The 23,026-nt window shown below is 42.9% G+C and carries 14 protein-coding genes and 1 pseudogene; 4 read left to right on the top strand and 11 right to left on the bottom strand.

The window, feature by feature from the left end:
• Nucleotides 1–454 precede the first annotated feature (454 nt).
• From HC643_RS21310 to HC643_RS21295, 4 genes and pseudogenes are all read left to right on the top strand, one after another.
• Nucleotides 455–5,524, top strand: a complete 5,070-nt coding sequence (locus tag HC643_RS21310) for an SDR family NAD(P)-dependent oxidoreductase (RefSeq protein ID WP_050045317.1) — start codon at nucleotides 455–457, stop codon at nucleotides 5,522–5,524.
• Nucleotides 5,525–5,682: 158 nt separating this feature from the next.
• A pseudogene (locus tag HC643_RS21305) lies at nucleotides 5,683–5,841 on the top strand (IS5/IS1182 family transposase); the annotation flags it as partial.
• 309 nt (nucleotides 5,842–6,150) lie between these two features.
• Entirely contained in the window at nucleotides 6,151–7,023 is an 873-nt protein-coding gene (locus HC643_RS21300) for an S-methyl-5'-thioadenosine phosphorylase (RefSeq protein ID WP_038085253.1), read from the top strand.
• 237 nt (nucleotides 7,024–7,260) lie between these two features.
• A complete protein-coding gene (locus tag HC643_RS21295; protein ID WP_038085250.1) occupies nucleotides 7,261–8,694 on the top strand; it encodes a tyrosinase family protein in 1,434 nt (477 codons plus the stop codon).
• A gap of 125 nt (nucleotides 8,695–8,819) precedes the next feature.
• Here the strand turns inward: HC643_RS21295 and HC643_RS21290 are convergent, their stop codons facing one another.
• The 11 genes from HC643_RS21290 to HC643_RS21240 all read right to left on the bottom strand — a co-directional run bounded on the left by HC643_RS21290 (nucleotide 8,820) and on the right by HC643_RS21240 (nucleotide 22,913).
• The gene (locus tag HC643_RS21290) at nucleotides 8,820–11,027 is read right to left on the bottom strand and encodes a caspase family protein (protein WP_038085247.1); all 2,208 of its coding nucleotides are present in this window, start codon (nucleotides 11,025–11,027) and stop codon (nucleotides 8,820–8,822) included.
• Nucleotides 11,028–11,183: 156 nt separating this feature from the next.
• Nucleotides 11,184–12,362 carry a sulfate adenylyltransferase gene (gene sat, locus HC643_RS21285; RefSeq protein ID WP_038085242.1) on the bottom strand — a complete coding sequence of 393 codons (1,179 nt, stop codon included), beginning with the start codon at nucleotides 12,360–12,362 and terminating at the stop codon, nucleotides 11,184–11,186.
• 119 nt (nucleotides 12,363–12,481) lie between these two features.
• The gene (locus tag HC643_RS21280) at nucleotides 12,482–13,855 is read right to left on the bottom strand and encodes a hypothetical protein (RefSeq protein WP_038085239.1); all 1,374 of its coding nucleotides are present in this window, start codon (nucleotides 13,853–13,855) and stop codon (nucleotides 12,482–12,484) included.
• A gap of 115 nt (nucleotides 13,856–13,970) precedes the next feature.
• Nucleotides 13,971–14,687, bottom strand: a complete 717-nt coding sequence (locus tag HC643_RS21275) for an FHA domain-containing protein (protein WP_038085237.1) — start codon at nucleotides 14,685–14,687, stop codon at nucleotides 13,971–13,973.
• 23 nt (nucleotides 14,688–14,710) lie between these two features.
• Nucleotides 14,711–15,988, bottom strand: a complete 1,278-nt coding sequence (locus HC643_RS21270; RefSeq protein WP_038085235.1) for a vWA domain-containing protein — start codon at nucleotides 15,986–15,988, stop codon at nucleotides 14,711–14,713.
• 171 nt (nucleotides 15,989–16,159) lie between these two features.
• The gene (locus HC643_RS21265) at nucleotides 16,160–16,423 is read right to left on the bottom strand and encodes a hypothetical protein (RefSeq protein ID WP_167844730.1); all 264 of its coding nucleotides are present in this window, start codon (nucleotides 16,421–16,423) and stop codon (nucleotides 16,160–16,162) included.
• A gap of 50 nt (nucleotides 16,424–16,473) precedes the next feature.
• Entirely contained in the window at nucleotides 16,474–16,962 is a 489-nt protein-coding gene (locus HC643_RS21260; RefSeq protein WP_167844729.1) for a hypothetical protein, read from the bottom strand.
• Between the two features lie 37 nt (nucleotides 16,963–16,999).
• Complete coding sequence (locus tag HC643_RS21255) at nucleotides 17,000–17,935, bottom strand: PP2C family protein-serine/threonine phosphatase (protein WP_050045318.1); 936 nt, start codon at nucleotides 17,933–17,935, stop codon at nucleotides 17,000–17,002.
• 160 nt (nucleotides 17,936–18,095) lie between these two features.
• Nucleotides 18,096–20,285, bottom strand: coding sequence for a serine/threonine-protein kinase (locus HC643_RS21250; RefSeq protein WP_038083022.1), 2,190 nt, complete (start codon nucleotides 20,283–20,285; stop codon nucleotides 18,096–18,098).
• Between the two features lie 43 nt (nucleotides 20,286–20,328).
• A complete protein-coding gene (locus HC643_RS21245; RefSeq protein ID WP_038083023.1) occupies nucleotides 20,329–21,570 on the bottom strand; it encodes a hypothetical protein in 1,242 nt (413 codons plus the stop codon).
• A 614-nt stretch (nucleotides 21,571–22,184) separates the two neighbouring features.
• Entirely contained in the window at nucleotides 22,185–22,913 is a 729-nt protein-coding gene (locus HC643_RS21240) for a hypothetical protein (protein WP_038083024.1), read from the bottom strand.
• Nucleotides 22,914–23,026 lie beyond the last annotated feature (113 nt).

Genomic DNA, 23,026 nt, shown 5'->3' with positions numbered 1-23,026 from the left:
TAATGCAGAATTGCAAAAAATTATCGTTTTTCACTCAGATGCAGTTGGTGGGGGAATTTGGTCTTCCATCAAGCTAGTGGACCGAGATAACACGTGACTGGAAAATTAAGAAAATTCTTAGATATATTGCTGGGTTTTATTACCTATAATGAAACATTAGATGTTCGGGAATTAAGAATAAATGCACTGTAGTTGAGCCACAGAAAAAGGGAGCATCCCTATTTGGAAAAAACACGCTTGCGCTCGGAAATCACGGCTAAATAAACTAAGGGTGTGCTACGCAGGCTATACGTTATAGTCCACGTAGGTGGACGAGCGTTTATATAGTTTCAGAATTTCATTCTGAGGACAATCTGCACTCATTAGGATGCTCCCCAGAAAAAAGCAAAGAGCATCTTCGCAACGAACCGAAAAAGTAGATTTTAAACGATAACTAGCTAGAAGCACGATCGCTATGAAAGAACATCGTAACGGTATTATAGAACTGCAAATCGTGGAAGCAGCTTTGCTGGATTATCCGTTGATTGACGACTGTGTGGTACGGGTTCGGAAAGGAAAAACTTCCGCAACAGAGCTAGTCGCTTATATAGTTTTGGCAGGGACACTCTCGTTGGAGCAGTTACAGTCTCACCTGCAAGCCGTGCTACCTGCTGGTATAACTATTAGTGCTTGCGTTCCAGTATCTACCCTACCACTCAATAAACAGGGGCTGGTGGACGAGCAGGCTTTAATCGAGATGGAAGTCATCGACCCTGACTTAGCGCAACGTTGGGAAGAGCAACTGCTGTCTGTGCCAAAAGTTGAACAAGTAGCGGTTGTGGTTCAAGAGCACGTAGAAAAAATTCCTCCATTACATCTATCAGACGTGCTACCTGAATACAAAGGTACGAGTGAAGAAGAAAGTATAGATTCAGAGATACTGGGTGTAAAGCTTTTACCTACTACCCCGTCTGTTGAAAAGGCTTTGGGGTTAAAAGAAGAGTGGGGATCGAAAGCATTAGCTATAAGTTGTGGGGAGCCTTCACAGGAGGACGCGGGGCTTCCAACCACCCTATCAAAGGCTTTGCAAAGAACCGCATCTCAGGTACCAAAAAAAGGAATTATCTATCTACAGGCTGATGGCTCTGAAATTGTACAGTGTTATGAAGATTTATTGGATGAGGCAGAGCGAATTTTAGCAGGATTACGCAAGTTAGGTTTAAAGCCTCAAGATAAAGTGATTTTCCAGTTAAACCACAATTGGGACTTTATCCCTGCTTTCTGGGGTTGCATTTTGGGAGGCTTTGTACCCGTACCAATATCAACTGCTCCAACGTATGAGTCAGTCAACAGTACTGTTCAAAAGCTACACAATGCTTGGCAAATGTTGGAGCAACCGCTCGTTCTTACTAGTGCAGAACTAGCTCCAGCAATAGGTTTGCTGCCTAACCTTCTGGATTTGACAAACTTCCAAGTTGAAACTATCGATCGCTTGCGCTTGTGCCAACCGGACAAACATTGGTATGATGCCCAACCCGATGATTTGGCAGTACTCATCCTTACTTCTGGCAGTACGGGTTTTCCCAAGGGTGTAATGTTAAATCACAGTAACATTTTGAGTAATGTTTCTGCTAGCGCACAAATGAATAATTTCCAACGCGAAGATGTTTCATTGAACTGGCTAAACCTAGACCATGTAGGAAGCCTTGTACGCTGTTCTATTCGAGATATCTATGTAGGCTCGCAGCAGATCCATGCTCCTGCTGAGGTCATGTTAGAAGATCCACTGAGATGGTTGGATTGGATCGAGCAGTATCGGGTGACATTCGCTTGGGCTCCTAACTTTGCATTGGGACTCATTAATGCTAGGGCAGATGTTATTCAACAACGGAGTTGGGATTTATCTGGAGTGAAGTCTGTGTTGTCAGTCGCTGAGGCGATCGTACCCAAAACAGCAAAAAGGTTTTTAGATCTGCTAGCTCCTCACGGGTTGTCATCCCAAGCCATGCATTCGGCTTGGGGTATGACAGAAACCTGTGCAGGTGTTACATTCTCTCATCGGTATTTGTTGGACTTGTCAGATGACCAAACTTTTGTAGAAGTGGGCGCACCTATCCCTGGTTTTAAGATGCGTATTGTGGACGATCGAGAGCAGGTCGTTACTGAGGGTACAATTGGTCGTCTGCAAATTTATGGATCGATGATTGCTTGCGGATACTATAAGAATCCCGAACTTAACCGAGAAGCATTTACTGAAGATGGATGGCTGAGGACAGGAGATTTAGGATTTCTTCATCAAGGGCGTTTAACTATTACCGGTCGCCAGAAAGATATCATTATTGTCAACGGTCTCAATCACTACAGCCATGAAATAGAAGCGGTCGTTGAAGCAGTTAACTCAGTGGAGGTTTCTTATACTGCTGCTTGTGCAGTCCGAGATCCCCAAAGCGATACCGATCGATTAGTTATTTTTTTCCATACTCGTCTAACGGATAACAACCAATTAGCAGAACTGCTAAAGGAGATCCGGAAAAACGTTGTTCGAGAGATTGGGGTAGATCCAGCCTATTTGATTCCGGTTGAGAAGAAGGCTATTCCCAAAACTGCTATTGGGAAGATTCAGCGATCGCAACTGAAACAACGCTTTGAAGCAGGTGACTTTAACGAAATTATCAAACAAATCGACATCCTGACTGGCAATACCAACACCCTTCCAGACTGGTTTTACAAAAAGGTTTGGCATCGCAAAGAAGCAGTTACTTTAACTCCTCACTCAAAGACAGGTCTGTGTTTGCTCTTCCTCGATCGGTTGGGATTGGGTGTGCAAATATGTGCAAAATTGGAGCAGATGGAAGTACCATACGTGTGTGTTGAGCCCAGTTTGAATTTTGCTAGGCTTAGAGATAACTACTATGTTATCGATCCTACAAATCCCGATTGTTATCGGCAGATCTTCGAGAATCTTAAAGAAGCAAATCTTCAAATCGATCGAATTCTACACTTGTGGACTTATGGTGAGTATGAGGGAGATGTCTCCAGTTTAGAAGCATTAGAGCAAGCACAAGAAAGCGGAGCTTACAGTTTGCTGTTCTTAGTTCAAGCACTCTCGCAAGTCCAAGGCTCTCAAACGAAAGTACGCTTGTCTGTGATTTCTAGCTATACACAACCCATCAGAATAGAAGACGAAATTGCTTGCGAGAAAACACCGTTACTTGGTTTGATCAAAACAATTCCACAGGAAATGCCTTGGTTAGACTGCCGTCATATTGATTTACCTACAGAAAACATTGATGCTAATGCCACTTGTGTTCTTCGAGAACTTCAGGTTATTCAAAGAGAACGAGAAGTAGCCTACCGAAACGGACAACGTTTAGTCCCTGGTTTGGAGAAAGTTGACCCACAACAAGCGCCAAAGCGGGAGTTACCTTTTAAGCGTGGCGGAATGTATTTGCTTAGTGGAGGTTTAGGGGAGATTGGTGTAGAGATTGCCAAATATTTGTTACAACAACACGAAGCTAAACTCTTATTAGTAGGCAGAACTCCTCTACCAGAAAGAAGCACATGGGAAGAACACTTAAGGCAAGAAGATACCGTCTCCACACGCATTAAAGCTTACTTATCCTTGGAACAGCTTGGAGGACAGGTTCGTTACGAAGCCGTAGATATTTGCGACTTGATGCACTTACAGTTGGTGGTTGACCGGGTTAAGTCCGAATGGCAATGCGAGTTGGATGGAGTCATTCATCTAGCAGGTATTGCTCAAGAGCGTTTGTTAATTGAGGAAACGCGGGATAGTTTGGCTACAGCACTTCGTCCGAAAGTTTCAGGTACCTGGGTACTACATCAACTTCTCAAGACCCAACCAAACGGTGTCTTCATCAGCTTTTCTTCTGTAATTAGTTTTTTCGGGGTCTTTAACGTGGGTGCCTATGCCGCAGCTAATAGTTTCTTAGATGGCTTTTGGCACTACCAGAGATATAAGAGTGGGTTACAAAGTTATTGCTTTGGTTCAAGTACATGGGCTGGGCTTGGCATCAGCCGTGGTTATGAAAATCGGGATTCACGTCTTGCCCGAGGTCGTGCAGTCATGTCCAAAGAGCAGGGATTGAATTCGTTTCTGGTTAGCTTGCACCACCAGCCAGCTCATCTCCTTGTTGGATTAAATGGAACCAACCCTCATGTCCGACGCTATATACAGACAAAATGCCATCGCGTGCAGAAATTATCCGCCTATTTCACAGCCCCAGGCGATCGCGTTTCCATTGCCAGTTTACAAGAGTTGGATGTGCGCGATCGCTTTGGAACGCGCAGTCGCTGCGATTTTCACCAACTCCAAGAAATGCCATTAACAAATACAGGCAAAATTGATTTGAAAGGGCTCTCGGTTGAGGATTTAGGGACTCCTGCTAAATATGTTGCACCCAGAACCGCGATAGAAGAAGAACTCATCAGCATTTGGCAACAGGTATTGAATGTACCTCAGGTAGGAATTAACGATAACTTTTTTGAGTTAGGAGGAACTTCTTTACTAGCAGTACGTTTGTTCTCAAGTATCGAGCAGAGATTCGGTAAAAAGCTTCCTCTAGCCAGCCTCTTCCCCTCTGGTACTGTAGAAGCTCTTGCTAAAACTGTCTCTCAACAAGAGGAGTTAATCGATAGTTATGGGTTTTCGTCATCAAACACAGTTCCAAACCAGTCAAAAATCCTTTGGTCTTCCCTTGTAGAAATTCAGCCCAATGGATTTAAGCCTCCTTTATTCTGTATCCACCCTCTTGGTGGAGAAATTTTGTGTTATCGCCCTTTAGCTATTCATCTGGGACAGGATCAACCCGTATATGGGCTACAACCAGTAGGGCTTGATGGAGAACAAAGTTTTTATACTCGGGTTGAAGACATGGCGAAGCACTACATCAACGAAATACAAACCATTCAACCACAAGGACCTTATTATATAGCCGGATACTCCTTTGGAGGTATGGTTGCTTTTGAGATGGTACAGCAACTTTACAAGCAAGGTGAGAAAGTAGGTCTTCTGATTATGATTGATACCTGTCGTCCGGGTACAGAAAAGCGATTGCCTTTCATCTTAAGAATTTGGGAGCACATAAAAAATTTTGTACAACAAGGACCTGTGTACCTTCAGAAAAAGCTTATTGGTTGGCGTGAATGGGGTACATACCTGATCCGAGATAAATATAAGCGTTTTTTGGAACAGGCGGATATATTACCTGAGGGTGACAAGCACTTAGATGTTTTAGGTGCTAATTACCAAGCTTTATGCAACTATACTTATCAAACATACCCCGGTTCAATGACTCTAGTGCGGACTGAGGATGCAAATCGAACTGATGCTGTCGGCGAAATCTACGATCCGCTATTTGGTTGGGGCGATGTCGTAGCTGGAGGAATAGATGTTCATTATCTTCCCGGCTCTCACCTTTCTCTGTTTGACGAGCCTGATGTACAAGTGCTGGCAGAACAATTAAAGCATTGCTTGGAAAAAGCGTATGGTTTGGAAGTTTTAGAAGAAAACACCAAAAAATAAATTATCCCAAATCAGAAATTAACATCATCAGGGCGCAGCGACCTTGCGCCCTGATGATGCTACTAAGCGATCGCACATCACAATGTCATAGTTTATCTAATACCGTTGCTCCAAATTGTTAGCAACAAAGTCGAGGCTCTAAAGCCATTGAAATCTAGCGTCAAAGCAATATTGTTGAACGTGCTATCAACCGACTTAAGCAATTTCGCCGCATTGCTACCCGATATAAAAAACTTGCTGCAAATTCTACAGCTATGATAACGAGCACGCAGCGGCGGCTTCTGCATCGCCTCCATTATTCTATGGTTATAGTTTGAAAACACGCCCTAGCCCCCCGATCGATTGAGGGAATTTCTGAAAGTTAATGTGTAGCTTTAATTTAGAGAATCGGTAGGGATTGGTAGGAAAGTGAGAAAATATTTTTGGCAGTCATGGTTTACTTGTCCTTTGTTTAACTTTAGCAAGCTGGTCATAAAAAACAGAACTATCTAACGAAAGATGCTGTACATAGTTGAGCTTTAGCGCTAAAGCCCAACTACATACTAATTACAATCGTTTGTGCTGGCTTACTTAACAAATGACGATTGACCGATGACTCATGACAAATGACAAATTTGGTTAAAATAATGACAAAGGCTCGTATTGGAATTATTGGTGGCAGCGGTTTATACAAGATGGATGCCCTGAAAGACGTGGAAGAAGTACACATTCAAACGCCTTTTGGCTCGCCATCTGATGCTCTAATACTGGGAACATTGGATGCAACTCCAGTAGCTTTTTTAGCACGCCACGGACGCAATCATACGTTATTACCCTCAGAGTTACCATTTCGCGCCAATATCTATGCAATGAAGCAAATCGGCGTAGAGTATCTAATTTCTGCTTCAGCCGTTGGTTCTTTAAAGGAGGAAGTCAAACCTCTAGATATGGTGGTTCCCGATCAGTTTATCGATAGAACAAAAAATCGAGTTTCAACGTTTTTTGGGGAAGGAATTGTTGCTCACATCGCTTTTGGCGATCCAATTTGTAAGAATTTGGCAGGAGTTTTAGCAAGTGCGATCGCTGATTTAAATCTTCCCGATATCACCTTACATCGTGGTGGTACCTATGTATGTATGGAAGGTCCCGCATTTTCAACAAAGGCAGAATCAAATCTTTATCGTAGCTGGGGTGCAACGGTCATTGGGATGACAAATTTACCAGAGGCAAAGTTAGCCAGAGAAGCAGAAATTGCCTATGCAACCCTAGCGCTAGCGACAGATTACGATTGTTGGCACCCCGACCATGATAGCGTAACCGTAGAGATGGTAGTTGGTAATTTACAGAGAAATGCTCTCAATGCTCAAAAGGTGATTCAAGAAACAGTCAAACGTTTGAGCGACAACCCACCACCCAGCGATGCACACACAGCGTTGAAGTATGCAATTTTAACGAATTTGGCAAAAGCACCAGCAGCTACAAAGGAAAAATTGGAGTTGTTGCTGAAAAAATATTTTTAACAGCGATCCACAATCAGAAATCCCCGGTCGGTGGTAATTTTTTATTCCTTCTTTGCTGAAAAACCAGAGTACGGTCAACGCTCGCTTTTACCTTACTTGCTAAAGAATAGAAGGGTTTTGCTAAAGATTTTCTATTGTAGACAAGTCTGTAATGTGTAAATTTATATACTTATTCCCTGCTGTTCTTTTCTAAGTCTCTCAAAAGTCTTGGAGTTTGACAAACATCGCGTACAGACTATGAAAATCTCTCGCAAAACTATCAGAACACTTATTCTTTCTGGGCTGGTTGCAGTTACGATCGTATTTGGAACCCCAGCAATTTCTTATAATGCAGAGCCCCACAAGCACGAGCACGTGAGTATCAATAAGACACTCGCAGCACTTGATGTTAAGCAGAATAGTTCTGCTAGCATATATTCCGACAGTCTTCATCTTGCTCACACGCAGGCAGTCACTCAAAAAGTGAGAAAGAACGTTGTTGATTTGACTTCAGAAGAGAAACATGCATTTGTCAATGCCCTACAGACACTAAAGCATACCTTTCCAGAAGGTAGTCAGCTAAGTATCTACGACCAATTTGTCGCAGTGCATGTTGCAGCCATGGGTTTAATGTTTGACGGTGCTCGAGGTCCTGCAGCCGGACATGACGGTGCTCATGAAAGTGACCTCTTCTTACCCTGGCATCGCGAGTTTATACACAGATTTGAACAAGCTTTGCAATCGGTAAACCCCGATGTAACGCTTCCTTACTGGGATTGGACAAATGCTCAAGCATTATCAGTTATCTTTCAAGATGACTTTATGGGACCGAACGGTCAAGGGGTAACGCTCAGCATACCTCTAGATTTAGGGAATGCTTCAGGAGGTTCACCTACATCTTCAAACGGTTCTGCCAATGGCGCATCTGATGGCTCGACACAACCAAACGGTTCAGATTCGGGTTCTGGCGTGCCAAATTTGGTAGAGGTGCAAGGGGGACCAGTTGTATCTGGACCTTTCTCTCTAGCAAGCGGATGGGTTTTAAATCCAGACTTGCACTTTAAACCATCAGGAGAAACATTTGGCAACACAATCTTGCGGTTTTTACAAGTTCCTCCCACAAACAATTACCCCGTTCCTCAAGAAGATGTAGAGCAGCTCTTTCCCATTAACGACTATAAAACTTTTCGCCAAGCTTTAGAAGGTTTTATTAAACCCAGTTCTACAGGACAACCAACGCCCGGAGTTTTTCAACATAACTATTTCCATAGCTTTGTTGGTGGAGCTACGTTTGACCCTGCTGTAGGTCGTCCCGATCCTCTAGGCACAATGGCTGACCTTGCTGGTTCTATCAACGATCCGGTATTTTGGCTGATTCATTCCAACGTCGATCGCCTTTGGGCTGAGTGGCAAGAAAAAGGTCATGCGGGTAGCGCTTACTATCCTGCCTCTGGTAACAAATACGGAGAAAATCTCAATGACCGATTGTGGCCATGGGATGGAGGCGAATCAACTCCTGCTAACTGGGGTCCTGGAGATTTATTATCTCTACTGCCTAGTTTTTCTTCAGATGATATTGTTACACCGGCTGATACTTTAAATTACAAAAAGTATGGCTATACCTATGACACTCTTAAAGTTTCATCTTGGCGACGACCATATAAGCGTGAAAAAAAAGTAGCAGGTATTTGAAACTTTTAGCTCGATAAGATTCAGATAAGACTCGATCTCCCGAATCCCTCCCGTTCCCAGGCTCTACCTGGGAACGCAAAAAATTGAGTATGCGCTAAAGTACTACTCTCAACCAACGGCGATCGCTAAACCACTTGATAAACGAAACTGAAACTTGCCCAATGATTGACATCCAGTACATAAGAATCAGAAGCTGTACCATTCATATCGCTGACTGCACTGGCATTGTGCAAATCTTGCAGCAAAGCTTGTGCAACTTCTAGAGGGTTCATAGTAGGCTGAATGCGTTGCTGTTCTGCTTTCGGGTTTTTGTCAGTTTCTAGAGCAGCTAGAGTTTGAGTAAAGGGTGCAGTACTAAAAATAAGTTGGGTTTCAGCTAAAGATGCGGGTGCTTGTACGACCCATTCAAAACCGGAAGTAGTTTGCGGGAAAACGCGGGTTTCTCCAGGCGGAATCACTAAATCTACGAGATGTGGTTGACCTTCTGACACTTCGGTTTCAGCCACTTTATACCATGGAAATAACGCGATCGCTGTTTTACTACTACTAAGTCCCAACAGCATTAAATACACTGGGCGATCGCTTGTGTTTTCCACCCTATATTGTATCCTGTTACCAATGGTCACAGTAGGTATATCCCCAGTTTCAGGGCTAAATGTCTTTTTACTGGATGCTTCTGTATTTTGAGTTCGCAAGGTTTCTCGTTGCATTAACGTTCGCGGTGCTAAAGCGCCAAGCATCTCCAATGTTGCTTTCACACCCAATAGTGATGAACCCTCATTTACGGTGAGTCGCCATAGTTTTGCCGCTAGTAGGGTTTGCAGTTTTGGCACTAACCGTAAGGCTGCTAATTTTACGGCTTCTCCTGCTTCCCCAAAGGTACTGGGAATCTGTTCGCTACCTGGAGAGAATAAACCATAGCGGCTGAGAGAAACTACTGTTAGGTTAGTTGGGGCTGGTTCTTTACTCTTTGATTCTGGGAGTTTTCCAAACACGCAGTCAGCGAGTTGTTCTCCTGCTACCACAGTAGAAACGCGAGATACTGTTGAAAACGCGCTTGTCGCATCGACTCTTTCTATTCTTTCGAGTTTGGTGTCAAGAGCAACTGTTAAACCAACATTCTTAGGTAATACCCGCACTGCTTCTTGAATGAGTTGTCCGACTTTTGGTTCGCTCTCAGTATTGACAATTTGCGCTTTTGCTGTTAGTGCAGAGCGCGATCGCAGTACGATTTGGGAGTTGGGTGTCGATGGAACGAGAGTGAGGCGAGAATTAGATCCCAAGTACTCCAATACGTTTAAGGGTAAGCCTCCCAACCACAGATGAAGAGTTTTCCCATCTTCTTCAATTCCCATTATCACTCCTTCCGCCCCTAAGTTTGAATCGGGAAGAAAATGATTGGTAACAAATGCACGTGCTTGTGGATTATTTTTATCCGTTTTCTCAGCTAGTATTGCAGGTTGCTGTTTGGTACTACCCATCTGCTGTAAAGAACCTACCACATGAGAGATGCAAACTTGAACTGTTGTCGCTGGGGTAGTTTCCCATAGATACTGCGTGAGGGCGTATGTAAATAATCCCGCACTAAATCCAGATAATTGTATCTCTCGTGCTACTTGTTTGGAATGAGAGGTTGCTTTCAGTACAACCCCAGAGGAAGGCGTAGGAACCTTCTCCTTCAGTTGTTTGTGTAACTGAAGTTCCTTTGCTATCACAACAGCATCCTCTAGAACCGGACGGCTGCGAGTTTTTAACCCCGTAGGTAGCGATGTTTGGGGAACATAGTAACTAGTATCCAAAACTGCTGTTGCACGATGCGTGGGTAGCGATCGCACTAATAACAGCAATGTTTCCTCTAATATATAGTTTACATTTTTATTATCTTGTGTACTCTCATCTTTTTCCTGAACGGGAATCAGAGCGTTTTGCAGGGTATCTTGAGAACTTTCGAGATGAACGCGACTGCCATAACCGCTAAAGTGAAATACAACCGCATCATCGGGCTGAACTTGCTTGATAATATGTTCTGAAAAAGCGAGTTCAATATCTTCCCTAGTTGCTTTAGCGTCCGTCAAGCAAAGAACATCTGACGGTTGAAAACCAAAGCGGTGAATCAACAGTTCCTTTTGTAGTTCTACATCTGTCAAACAACCCGTCAGTGGTGATGAAAATTGTGGGTACTGATTAATGCCTACCAATAACGCCAACTTGCGCTGTTTTGGTTGTGCCAAAGCTTGAGAATAGCGGTTTCCCAAGGTCAACCACTCGTTGTCAGTGACACCCATTACCGCGAGTATGGAGCCAAACCTTTGTAAAAACGTCCGCCGCTTCATAATTAGCTATCAGCCCTCAGTCCGTTCGCCCTTTTAGTTTGCCAGATGCTTGTACGAAAAAAATTTCTTTTAGCACTGGATTCACTATCAGCTTAAGGGCTGAGGTCTGTAGTGTAAAGTAAAAGTTTATACTTGATTCTTTGTACCGAATGTGCCTTAGACTGGTAATGGCACTCGCATTGCTCTTGCCAATTCTGCAGCCACTTCTGGACGAGAAAATTCTGGTGGGGGTAACTCTCCGCGACGCAGCATTTCCCTCACTTTTGTTCCCGATAAGTGAATGCGCTCTTCAGGGCTACTTGGACTTGTTTTACTTGTCGCCATTTGCTGAGTGCGCGTGCAGTAGAAAGCGTGTTCAAACTTCATCGGTACAATGCCCAATTCTGCTGGTTGAAACTCATCAAAAATGTATTGAGCATCATAAGTTCCGTAGTAGTTTCCTACTCCAGCATGATCGCGACCCACAATAAAGTGAGTGCAGCCATAGTTTTTGCGAATTAAGGCATGGAAAATTGCTTCTCTAGGACCAGCATAGCGCATTGCTGAGGGATTAATTGCCAGAATGACCCTGTCTTTAGGGTAGTATCCATCCAGCAAAATTTCATAGCATCGCATCCGCACATCAGCTGGGATATCGTCTTCTTTTGTTGCACCCACTAAGGGGTGCAAAAACAAACCATCTACGATTTCCAGAGCGCACTTTTGAATGTACTCGTGAGCGCGGTGGATGGGATTGCGAGTTTGGAAGCCAACAATAGTTTTCCAACCCTTTTCCCTAAACATTTGTCGCGACGTTGCGGGATCGATTTGATAGTTTGGGAAGAAAGGATGGGGATCGCGTTGCAGCAACCAAACATCACCCGCAAGGTGTATTGGTCCTTGATTGTATAACACCTGTACGCCAGGATGTTTGGAATCGTCGGTACGGTAAACGTTAATCGCTTCGCGGCTCTTATCGTAGCGGTACTTCTGTGTGAGTTCTAACACACCAATAAACTCACCTGCGGGATTATCCAAGCGAATTAATCCACCTTCTTTCAAGGAGTTTGCGACTTCTTCTTCTACTGATAGGGTTACGGGAATTGCCCAAACATTACCGTTAGCTAACCGCATTTCTGTAACAACGCGATCGTAATCCTCCTGGTTCATAAAACCAGTGAGTGGACTAAAACCACCAATCGCTATCATCTGGAGATCGGAAACCGCCCGTTCATCCAGTTGTACTCGCGGTAAAAAGTCAGCTTTCGAGAGAAATTCTTGCCTTTGTTCGGGTGTAGCGATGCGATTCACTAACTGTCCGCCGTGGGGGGCAATAGCATCAAGATGATAACTCAAGGTTGTGCCTTCTGTGTAATAACTACATTTTTTTTTAGCTATTTAATTAAGTTACCAAATCATGGAACACTCGTTAAGGGTTGGGGGTTAGTTGTTAGTAGTTGGTCGCGGAGCGTTAATTACCGATATTCTTGTATACGTAGTAGCAATCCAAAAAGTGTCAAAACTGAGATAAGGATGGCTGCAACAGCAGCGGAAATTTCAAAGCCTTCTATATCCTTGAACCCCTGCTCAACTGCTTTGTTGAAAGCTTCTTGGTTGATATCTTGCATTTTATTGTGGGCTTTCTTGAATTCCTCAAACGCCCAGTTTGACTGACCTTTCTCATAACCCGTACACAAAGCGATCGCTTCTTGGTGTTTTCCACTTTGTTCTAACAGGCGTATTTGGCGATCGATTTTGAGATAGCGATCGAAAGTTAACAAAGTCGCCACAGCTGCTTCTCTCTCACCAGCAAATGTGATATCGTTAAAAGCCTCGCCTAATAAACCGGCTAAACGAGGCTTTTGATTGTTTGCTAAGAACCCTGCAACTGCAACTGTCTCCAACGTCTCACCATGTAACGGCTGAGCAATTATAGTTGATTTGCTCAAAAATGCCTTCTCATGTTTGACAGCATTTGCTTTATCTAACAAATAGCGGCTTTCATCAGCATTACTACTGTAAACCAAAGCACGGGCTTCTCTCAGTAAGCGCAGCGATTCAAAAGAATCTTTTGTGGCAATCTTTAGATGGTGGGAGATTGCGAGAAATGTTTGGGTTGTATGCACTAAAAAGAAAATTGCGATCGCTGTTGCGGCGATCAGCCAGGGATTGAGAATGCGTCGCATTCTCCAGTGCAGAAACAGTTGAATTGCTATAAGTACGCTAACGAGAAGTAGCGCGGGAACGATTGTCAGGAATAGAAAGTAAAAGGATGCAATTTGTTGCAGGTCGTAAGTTTCATCAAGTTTTTTTGCGTTTACCTTTTTTAGTTTTTCGGCTTCTGGTAGCAGCTTGTTATCCATAATTTCTGCTGCTTCTCGATAAGCCGTTAGTACCCCGTTTAAATCCCCACGTTCGTTAAAGTCTCTTGCTCGTTGAATTTTGGCTATATAATCCCCCAGCAACAGTTGCATCGTCTTAATAGGTTCGCGTTCTGCTTTGCCATAAGTAATGTTCTCAGCAGCAGCAATTATTCGTTCGGCGAAAGCTTTGCGCCTTTCTTCGTAATATTCAGTAGCACGAGGGTTAGCCCCAGGCTTGACAAGCAGTTCGTTAACAGCATTAGCATCCATACCCAGTAAGCTATCTTGAATCCTCTGGGCGAGAAGGACGCTTGGTGCTGCGTCTTTACCAATTGTTTGAATCATTTGGCGCTGTTGTTGAATACCAGAAATGGTGGCGATCGCAACTAAGAAACTGGTTACCCAAGTGGCGTACAAACCTGTTTTTAGAAGTCGGGGCGTGGTGAGTTTGATTTTTTGGCTGAAGGAGGGTGTCGTGCTTGTCATAAAACTGTAGAGGGAGAGGGGGTAGACCGGGGAGAAGGGGGTAGACCGGGGAGAAGGGGGTAGACTGGGGAGAAACTTCTACCTTGTCTACCTTGTCCTCCTTGTCCCCATTCCCCTACCCCCTAAACTTAATTCGAGTCCAGTGTCCGAGGGTGATTTCATCACCATCTTTTATCGGTACATCTACCATTGGGTTGATTTCTACGCCGTTTAATTTGGTACCATTGGTGGAACCAATGTCGCGCAAGATAAATGTGCCATCGGGATTGCGATTGAGGAGTGCATGGCGGTGGGAAACGGCGCTATCAAAATCAAGGGCTATTTCTGGGTAAACTCCCCGAAGCTCGCTGGAACGACCAATGAGATTGCTGTCTTTGTCTAGCTGGTAGGTTATGGGGGGTTGGTTTGGTGGTGCTGGGCTTTCTGGGCTTTGCAATGAGGGATCGATAGTGGCGGTAATTTCAGCACCGGATGTTGAAGCGGATGGTTGTTCTATGGGTTTTGCAGGTACATCATCTGTAACTTCTTTGGTCAAATTTGTTGTTGCTGCTATTGGTATTTCTCCATGAGCTTTGGTTATAAAGTTATAACCGCAAATCTCGCAGAAGTTACCGCTACTGGGGTCGTGTGGGGCTGTGCAATCGGGACAAGCGATAAGCCGGGTATGGCTTGAGCCAAAGGCGATCGCAGGTGGTGTTGTTTGAAGTACCTCCTGTTTTGGAGTTATTACCGTGACTGCGCTTTGGGTTATTCCGAGAATTTTAGTACCGCAGTCCGAACAATAATCTGATTCGGTTGAAGCGTGTCCTTTTGGACATTGATAGGTGGACATGGTGGGTTTAAAATTTTTCTCTCTTAAGATTTGGGAATGCGAGTTGTTTTGGTGGAGCGAGTTTCCAACATCATCGTGTCTTCTTTAGCAACTTCTCGCTTTAACCGCACTGTTCCTGTTGCAGCATCTTCGATATCAACGACTTTTTTCAGAAGCTTGGCTGTGGCTTCGTTACCCGATTCATGGGCGAGTTGTACGGCTTTTCCTAGCTTGGCTGTAGCTACTTCAATATTTCCGCGATCGCGTGCTTCTAATCCCTCTTGTATGGATTGGGCTAGTTCTGCTTGTCCGGTATAATGAGCTACACGTCTGTCAATTTTGGTAGATTTGGCATCATCGTCTGTCCATAATGCTAGAATACGAGCCTCAGCAATTTTTGTTTCCACGCCATTATCTGTATAAATTAAACTAGCTCTACCTGCTAACATCTCATCACCTACATTTCCCGGTTGTACTTGAATGCAGAAGTGGTAATCGCGGGACTCTCCATTGCTCCAAGCACCAGTTGGATAGTCACAAACTTGAGGTTTTACAACAGTTGCGCGGTGGGTTAAATCGACAATGTCGGGGCTGACTTGCTTGCAGAACAGTATTTTGGCACTTTGAGGAGTCCACAAACGCAAAGCTACGTCACTGACGTTCTTGCTCATAGCTTTCTCTAAAATTGCCCGAAAGTCAGCTTCAATCATTTCTGCTTTGGGGATAATGTCCGTAGTCCCTAATAATTTTCCAGATATTTCTTGGAGTTGTTTAACACGCCAAGTGGTACCCACACCCCGACAATCACACTGAAAAACGCCTTCACACTTATTGAGAACCGCTCTGAGTTTTTGTTCGTCTGATTCATCGTTTTGTCCATCCGTTAGAAGCAGTGCTTGACGCAAAGCATGGGGCATTTTTTGGAATTGTTTTAAAGCTTCATTGAGCCATGAAGAAATGATAGTACCACCATCAGCACGGACTTTTTTTATGGCTGCGATCGCTTTTTCTTTATTTTCAGAAGTTGCTTTCAATATGGGAACAGTTATACGAACATCATCCGTACCACTGATAATGAAAAAATATGAATTTCCAGGAAGTAAGTTTACGATTTTAACCATCGCCTCTCTTACTGCATGAATTTTATCACCTCCCATTGAGCCAGAGGTATCGCATATGATTCCAAAGACTCTGTTTCCCGTAGATGGTGCAGCGACTCCTTCACTACCTTCAGAGCTAACAGTCATAATTGCATGAACTTCTTTCGCCCCTTGGGGTAAATATTGGTTTTGAAATACTTCAGCTTTAAATTGAGTGGTCATAGTTTTGTTATTATTTAATTGATTTTTTGACTAGTTTAGACATTGTCTGGGTTTTCTGAATTTTCCAAATATAAATTTCGTGTAGGTGGACTTTGTTTGTACAGCCATAGAATTCTATTCCGTGGATAATTTACCAAAACAATATGCTCCCTACGATTCAGTTTTCTCATATTAAAAAACTTCCTTAAAATTATTTCCCCTAAAATCAAAATATTGATTTTCTTGAATAACTTCCTCCCGAAAAAACGCCATTTTTTGGCTAAATCCCATTAAATTCCAAAATTGACTGAGTAATTCTAAATTATTATCTTTCTGTAGCTTTTGAAAAACTCGCCTCTGAAATTCCCAATGATTTTCATTGTATTTTGTTTTTAAAGAAATTCCATTATTTTTACACCAATCCCAAGGATTAAAAGTAATGTGATAATTTCCCAATACAAGTGTAAAAATATTAACTTTTAATATCTTTATTTGATGTACGGTAATTACCTCAGATTCAGCATTTTCTTGAAAAGATGCCGTGAAATAAATAAAGGATTTTTTTCTCCATGAACTTCACAGTATTCTTCAGTTTCTGGGTTAAATGAATCGAGGCAATATTCAATATAATAGAATTCATCATTGTAACTAAGCGTTGACTCGTAAACACAGTAAACTTTATCTCCCTTTTTTAAAAGAATACCGTTGTTAATGGCTTGTTGAGCTTTGGTAGAATTTGAACTGTGCAAGAGTTTGTAAGCTGTTGCTCTTACAATGAATTCTTCATCGTTCATCGCTTCTATCAAAAAATCTACGCCTGTATCTTCATACTGAAGTGCATTAGCAAGATAAGCTGCTCTTTCTTCACCAGTCACACCAGCAAAACGTTTTTGTAAACCTTCAATTCCCCCCAGAACAATACCATCTGTTGGAAATGAGGTTTGTCCTCCTAAAACAGCCTCAGATTTTCCAGGTCTATTGCTACTTTCTGTCATCTTCTCACTTCCCATACATTAGCTTTCACTTTTTACGTTAAAAAGACAACACAGCAACGGTAATATTGTCATGTCCTCCACGCAAACAAGCAAACTCTACTAGCTTCTGGGCTAGTGTAATAGCATCTTCATTTGAGTTCATAAGTCTGTTTAAGTCTGAAACTTGAGGTGTGTAATTCCATAAGCCATCAGTACACAAAAGTAGATACCCGGAACCAGGAATTTCAAAATTGACAATAGAAGGTTCAACATGACCCGCATCTGCACCCACCCAACGAGTAATAGCATGAACCTGGGAAGATTGTTTGGCTTCAGATTCGGTCATTTCTCCTGACAAAACAACATCATTAAACCAGGAATGATCTATCGTTAGCTGTCGCGAACCATCAGAAGCAATCCAGTAGGCGCGGCTATCTCCCAACCAAGCAATTGTGGCTGTATTGTCAACAACAACAGCAGCAACTATTGTGGTTGATGGTGGATCGACATCTGTAGTTACACTGTATGAAATTTCGGATACCGCTCTCATGGCTTCAGCAATTGCCAATTTTATTGCTTGTTGTGAATCTACCCCTCCAACCCTTCTTTCCAAAGCTCTACACGCACTTTCTACAGCAACTTTAGCAGCTAAATCGGGTGAAGCAGAACTAGAAACTCCATCACAAACAACCAGAATATAAGTATTCGTATTTTCAACCTTCGCACAGGCAATATAATCTTCATTACGTTGATGTTTTAGTCCTCGGTGTGAAATTCCTGCAAAGTTAGGAGAAATCACAATCTCAAAGTTATCCGTCGGCTTTATTTCCTGACGAAAACCACATTGAGAACAAAAGCCATCTGGATCGATTTCTTCGACTGAAGCACCGCATTTTTCACATCCCCCTGTCGCTTTTGGGATAGCGGGGGTACCGCATTCTTCACAAAAGCGATCGCCAACCTGGAGCTTGCTACCACATTTGAAACATTGCATAGTTTGTTAATGGCTAATGGTGAGTCCAGCCCTGAAGGCGGGTTTCCCGCCGTAGGGGACTGGCGTTCGCGAAGCGTCTCCGTAAGGAGATACCCGAAGGGCTAATTGCTAACTGCTAATGGCTAATTGCTAATTGTGTTCCATTAGCCATTAGCTCTTTTTAAAATAACGTTCTCGGTCGTACACGATTTGCTTCATCAACTAGGCGAATTTTTTCTTCTCCTGTTGAGAGGTGCGCCATGTCTCGCAGTGCTTTTTCTAATCCTTTTCGTAAATAAAGTTCTTGAAGTGTTTGTCCTAAAATTTTGATGGATAAGTCTTGTGAAACTGCTTGAGAAGTGAGTAAATGTAAAGCGGTTTCTAAAACTTGCTTTGTCAGTTGACAGCGTTCTATACCACTGAGAGTTAGTGCTTCAATTGCTGCTGAAGCTTCTTGGAGTTCTTTGCTTCCTGGAGGAGAATGAGACGCATCAATCAGTGTTCGTGCAATTTCTACTCGCGCCCGTGTATGTAAGTTGGAGGTTTGTGGAACTCGTTCTAACGCCGACACTGCTTCTTTTCTGTTTGCTGTAGCGCACAAGCAACGTGCTAAGCCAAAGGCGGCGGCGGTATAACTGGGGTCGGTACGAGAGACTAAATCGTACATGTGAGTTGCTAGCTGGAAATTACCTGCACTTTCAGCCGCTAAAGCTAACCCCAATTTGGGTGCAAGTTCTCCGGGTAAGTCAAAGTAAACTTGGTCAAAAGCTGCTTGCGCTTCTTGTGCTTTGCCTTGCGCCATTAAACTGCGTCCTTTGTACCACAACACTCTCCAGTCCCAAGGGTCTTTTTCTTCTACTTGCGCCAACACTTGTTCAACTTTGTCATAATTACCAGTGTCAATGAGGCTGTTTGCTAAACGCAGCAATGGTTCCTTTGAATTGGGGAACTGTTGAACGGCTTGTGTTAAGCTAGTGACTCTCATTTTAGGATCGGCAAACGCTCCCGCATTCAGGACTGCGTTGAATCCTGGTTCCGTAGAATCTAGCATTGGCATTGGTAACTGGTGATGGTCGGCTTTAATAGGGCTTAACTCACCCGTGTTTATCAGTGAAAGCATATCGCCCCCAAAAACGTTACTGGAGGCTGGACGTGGAATCTTTGTTTCGGTTGCAACAACTTCTCGAAGTACGCCCAGCAATTGATCTGCCATTTCATCTGCTGATTGAAAGCGCTCATCAGGGTTCTGTGCAGTCGCTTTCAGTAAAAACCGATATAACGATTCTTGTTGGGCAAAGAGCGGTTCTTCTTGAGGGCTGGGGAGAGTGTAGAGATGTTCTTTTGTGAAACCCGAGATGCTGGTGAGGAGAACTGCAAGTGTCCTACCAATGGTAAATAAATCTGACACAACTGTTGGTCCTTCACCCGCTTCTGGCGCACTATAGCCAACAGTACCGTAAATGTCTCCATGAATGTCATCAATACGACGGACACCACCTAAGTCTATTAACTTGACATCGTGTCCTTCTAGCATCACGTTATCTGGTTTAAAGTCGCAGTAGACTAAACCTAGTGAATGTAGATACGCAAAAGCACCTAAAATCCGATGGATGTAGGCGATCGCTTCTGCAACTGGTAACGGTCCCCTTTCTTTGCGAATCTCCTTCAGTGTTTTGCCACCAACATACTCCATGACAATAAAGCCTTCACTGTCATAGTTGACAAAGTTATAAATACCAACAATGTTGGCGTGTTTTACAGCTGCCAAAAACTTTCGTTCAGCCACTGCTACAACTGCACTGGCTGCATCTTCAGTATTTAGCAACCCTTTCAGTACGACATAACGAGATAATATTTTGTCAAAACCCAAGTAAATCCAACCCAGACCACCAAAAGCGATTGCGCCTTTGACCTCATACTGTCCGGCTACCACATCACCCGGTTTGAGAGTCGCAATAAAAGAATACTTTTGTCCGCACTTGGGGCAAAAGCCTTTCTCTCTTCGCAGAGAATTATTGCAATGAGAGCAAACGCGTTTGTGGTCGGGAACCATGGCTTCCGCCATGATTGCTTTTTCCGGTTCCGTTGAAGGTAATTCGGGTACAGAGACAAGTCCAGCACCAAGCTGCTTGCGACTGCTCCTACTGGAGGTATTGCTAGTACGCCGCGAACCTTTGGAACGGTTGGTCAGAGGCGATGAACCCGTTCCTGTTGTAATTGAGCTGTGCTGAGTTGGCTGTGTTTGTTTGCGAATGCTGTCATGAAGAGATATGGATTGCAGTGGCTCCACTGGCGCAAGCCCACAGACATCACAATATCCATCTTCAATACTGCCAGTACACCCGTTGCGTTTGCAACTTTCGCCGTTCATCGAGAACTTTCCTCGCCTATTCACTCGATCGCTTGAATCTTTTCTAACTCAAATTTTTGAAATTGATAACCCTATTAACCCCATTATTTAAGTGTTTTTCATATTGAGATACTAACTGGGCTGCTTCATCTAAAGGTGTTGGTCGGGAGTATAAAAGTTGCTGAGCCTGCAAAGCGAGTTGATTCAAAATAGTATCTTCTGCTAATCCCCGCGCTAGTGCTTTGGCTTTAAGTGCATCCAACCGCCCGCGCAATTCAGATCTCATGTCTAAAGGTGCTCTGTTTGCTGCATAGACTTTTTCAGTGACTGCAATATATTCCTTCACCTTGGCGATCCAATTTTCCAGACCAACACGCACTGGATTTACCAGTCCTTCAGCAAATTTAGTTTCCAGTGTACTCAGCCAAGACACAAGCGCTTCTATCTGCTTATCTTCCAAAGGAATTTGCACTTCAGAACGATCGACAACTTTTAAAGTACTTTCCTTATGAGCCTCTACAGCTTGATGGTGAAGTTTGATTAACTGCGATCGCAACTGATGAGCGCGAGCAAAACTCTCTGCGAGAAACTGGTGCTGTTGTGCTAATTGTTCTAGAGTCGTTTTTACCCGTGTGATTTGTGGTTGAAGATCTCTTGTGAAATCGTCTGTCACTCCTAAAGGATCGCTTTCCACGCAGCCACGCAACAAGTGAATTTTTTGACTCACTGCGGAAAGTTCTGTCAAGGGCTCTACACCTAATGAAACAGCTAGCGCTTGCAGTTTCTCAATCTCTGCTTGTGCTTGAGTTAGCATGGGTTCCAAACGCGCCCACGCTAAATCAACAGCTAATACAACTTCTTTAGCATTATCAAAGGCATTTGTCATCAGACGCAGTAACTCTTGGGGGGCGATAGAGTCAGTTGTCACAGGAGCACTTAAAAGACTTCTTTCTGCTAGAGGAATTTGTACAACAGACAATTCAATGGACGGTGCTGTCAGTATGTTCTCTATTTCTTCCAGTTTTTGTGGCGACACCAAAAATCGAGAGACTGAGGAACGCAGTTGATTCGCTTTATTAACGACATTTACAATTAAATCAAAATATCCAAACAAATCGTTCATTGCGCTTAATGCTGAAGTGACGCGTGTTTGGGTAACGCCTGTGAGGTTTGCTTTAGGAAATCCAGAAACTCCAGCAAGGATCTGGTAAGTAGAAAGACTGTGTAAATCAATAAGATTTTGACCGATAATGTCAATCTTCACTTTCCAGTCGGCTAGCAACTGGTCAATTTCTTCGAGGGTCATTAGTTAGTTGTTTAGTGGTTAGCGGTGTAGGACAGACGTCTCGCCTGTGATCGTTAGGTGGGCTTTTTGAGTATCCTAGCCCCCTTTATAACTACAGTGTACATAGATCTTTAGATAAGAGATGAAACATCATGAAAAGGGGGGGATTGAAATTAACTTCTCCCCTTTTTAAAGAGGGCTAGGGGGGATCGAAAAGGAGCATCCCAAAGAGTGCCAATTGCCCTCAGAATAGAATTCTGGGGCTATACAAACAAAGTCCACCTACGTGGACTTTTTATTAAGTCCGCCTTCGCGGACTTAGTTTGCATAGACGCGATTTTCAATCGCTCCAGTATTTTTCCAAATTGGGATGCTCCCCCTCAATTATGCTTAACATAAAGAGTCAGAAGAATTTAGAGATGATTTATAAAGTAAACATTAAGAAGAAGTAGGTTGGGTTGAGGAACGAAACCCAACAATGAGGGTTCAATGTTACATTCAGAGGTAGGTTGGGTTGAAGAACGAAACCCAACAATAAAGGTTTGATGTTGCATTCAGCTTTATAAATGACCTCTTAGTGCATTATCAGAAAAACACGACAGAAGGACATAAAAAATACCTAAAAAATTGTTAATCTATATAATCTCTCTGATTTTCTTATTCTTCCCAGTCTTTTGTTTATCCAGTCTTTCATAAAGATAAAAAACTTGAGGTAAACTTTCATATGTTACAAAATATTTTTGGCTCCAAGGTTCTATCAAATTATGGAACCAAACCTTTGAAGGAATTAAATCGTGAGCATCAGAAAACCCATTATTATGGCTTAAATGAATTTCACCTACTTCATAAGAATTGAGAATTTCTAAGCAAGTTTCTTTAGTTAAACTTTGGTTACCTTGAAACCAAATAAGTACATGAGAGACATCCAGTAACAATGGATATTCTACTAGTGTTGGCAAACTAGAACACCAATACTCGCTTGAAGGCATGACTTCTAAATAAACTGGAACATTTAAAGTTTTTTGAAGTTTAAATAAAGCTTTTTCCAATTCTTGCTTCGTACAATCGCGTTGTAGCGTTGGATGAATGGATACTGCTCTAACATCAGAATTAGCAATAAATTCCGAGTAGGGTTGCCAAGTTCTCGGATTGAGTATTTCTAATCTCAAACGCATGCCTTCTTTATAAAGACAAGAATTATGCAAAATGAGTGGAACTGATAAATAATGAAAATCCACTGGACAAATGCTTCCTATGGCTATTTCCAAAAACTCTAATTTTAATAGATGAGCGAGTGTTTGAAAAATTTCCATACACTCGTCAATAGACCTCATTCCAATAGCTGTAATACTAAGACCTAACATTAAAAAACTTCCTTAAAATTCTTTCCTCTAAAATCGAAATTGCATTCTTCTTTGACAACTTCCTCATGAACAAATACCAATCGCTGAGTATAACCCAACAATTCATAAAGTTG

It is taken from the genome of Tolypothrix bouteillei VB521301, from assembly GCF_000760695.4.
In the GTDB taxonomy this organism is placed as follows: domain Bacteria; phylum Cyanobacteriota; class Cyanobacteriia; order Cyanobacteriales; family Nostocaceae; genus Scytonema; species Scytonema bouteillei_A.
This window is presented reverse-complemented; position numbering and strand designations above follow the sequence as displayed.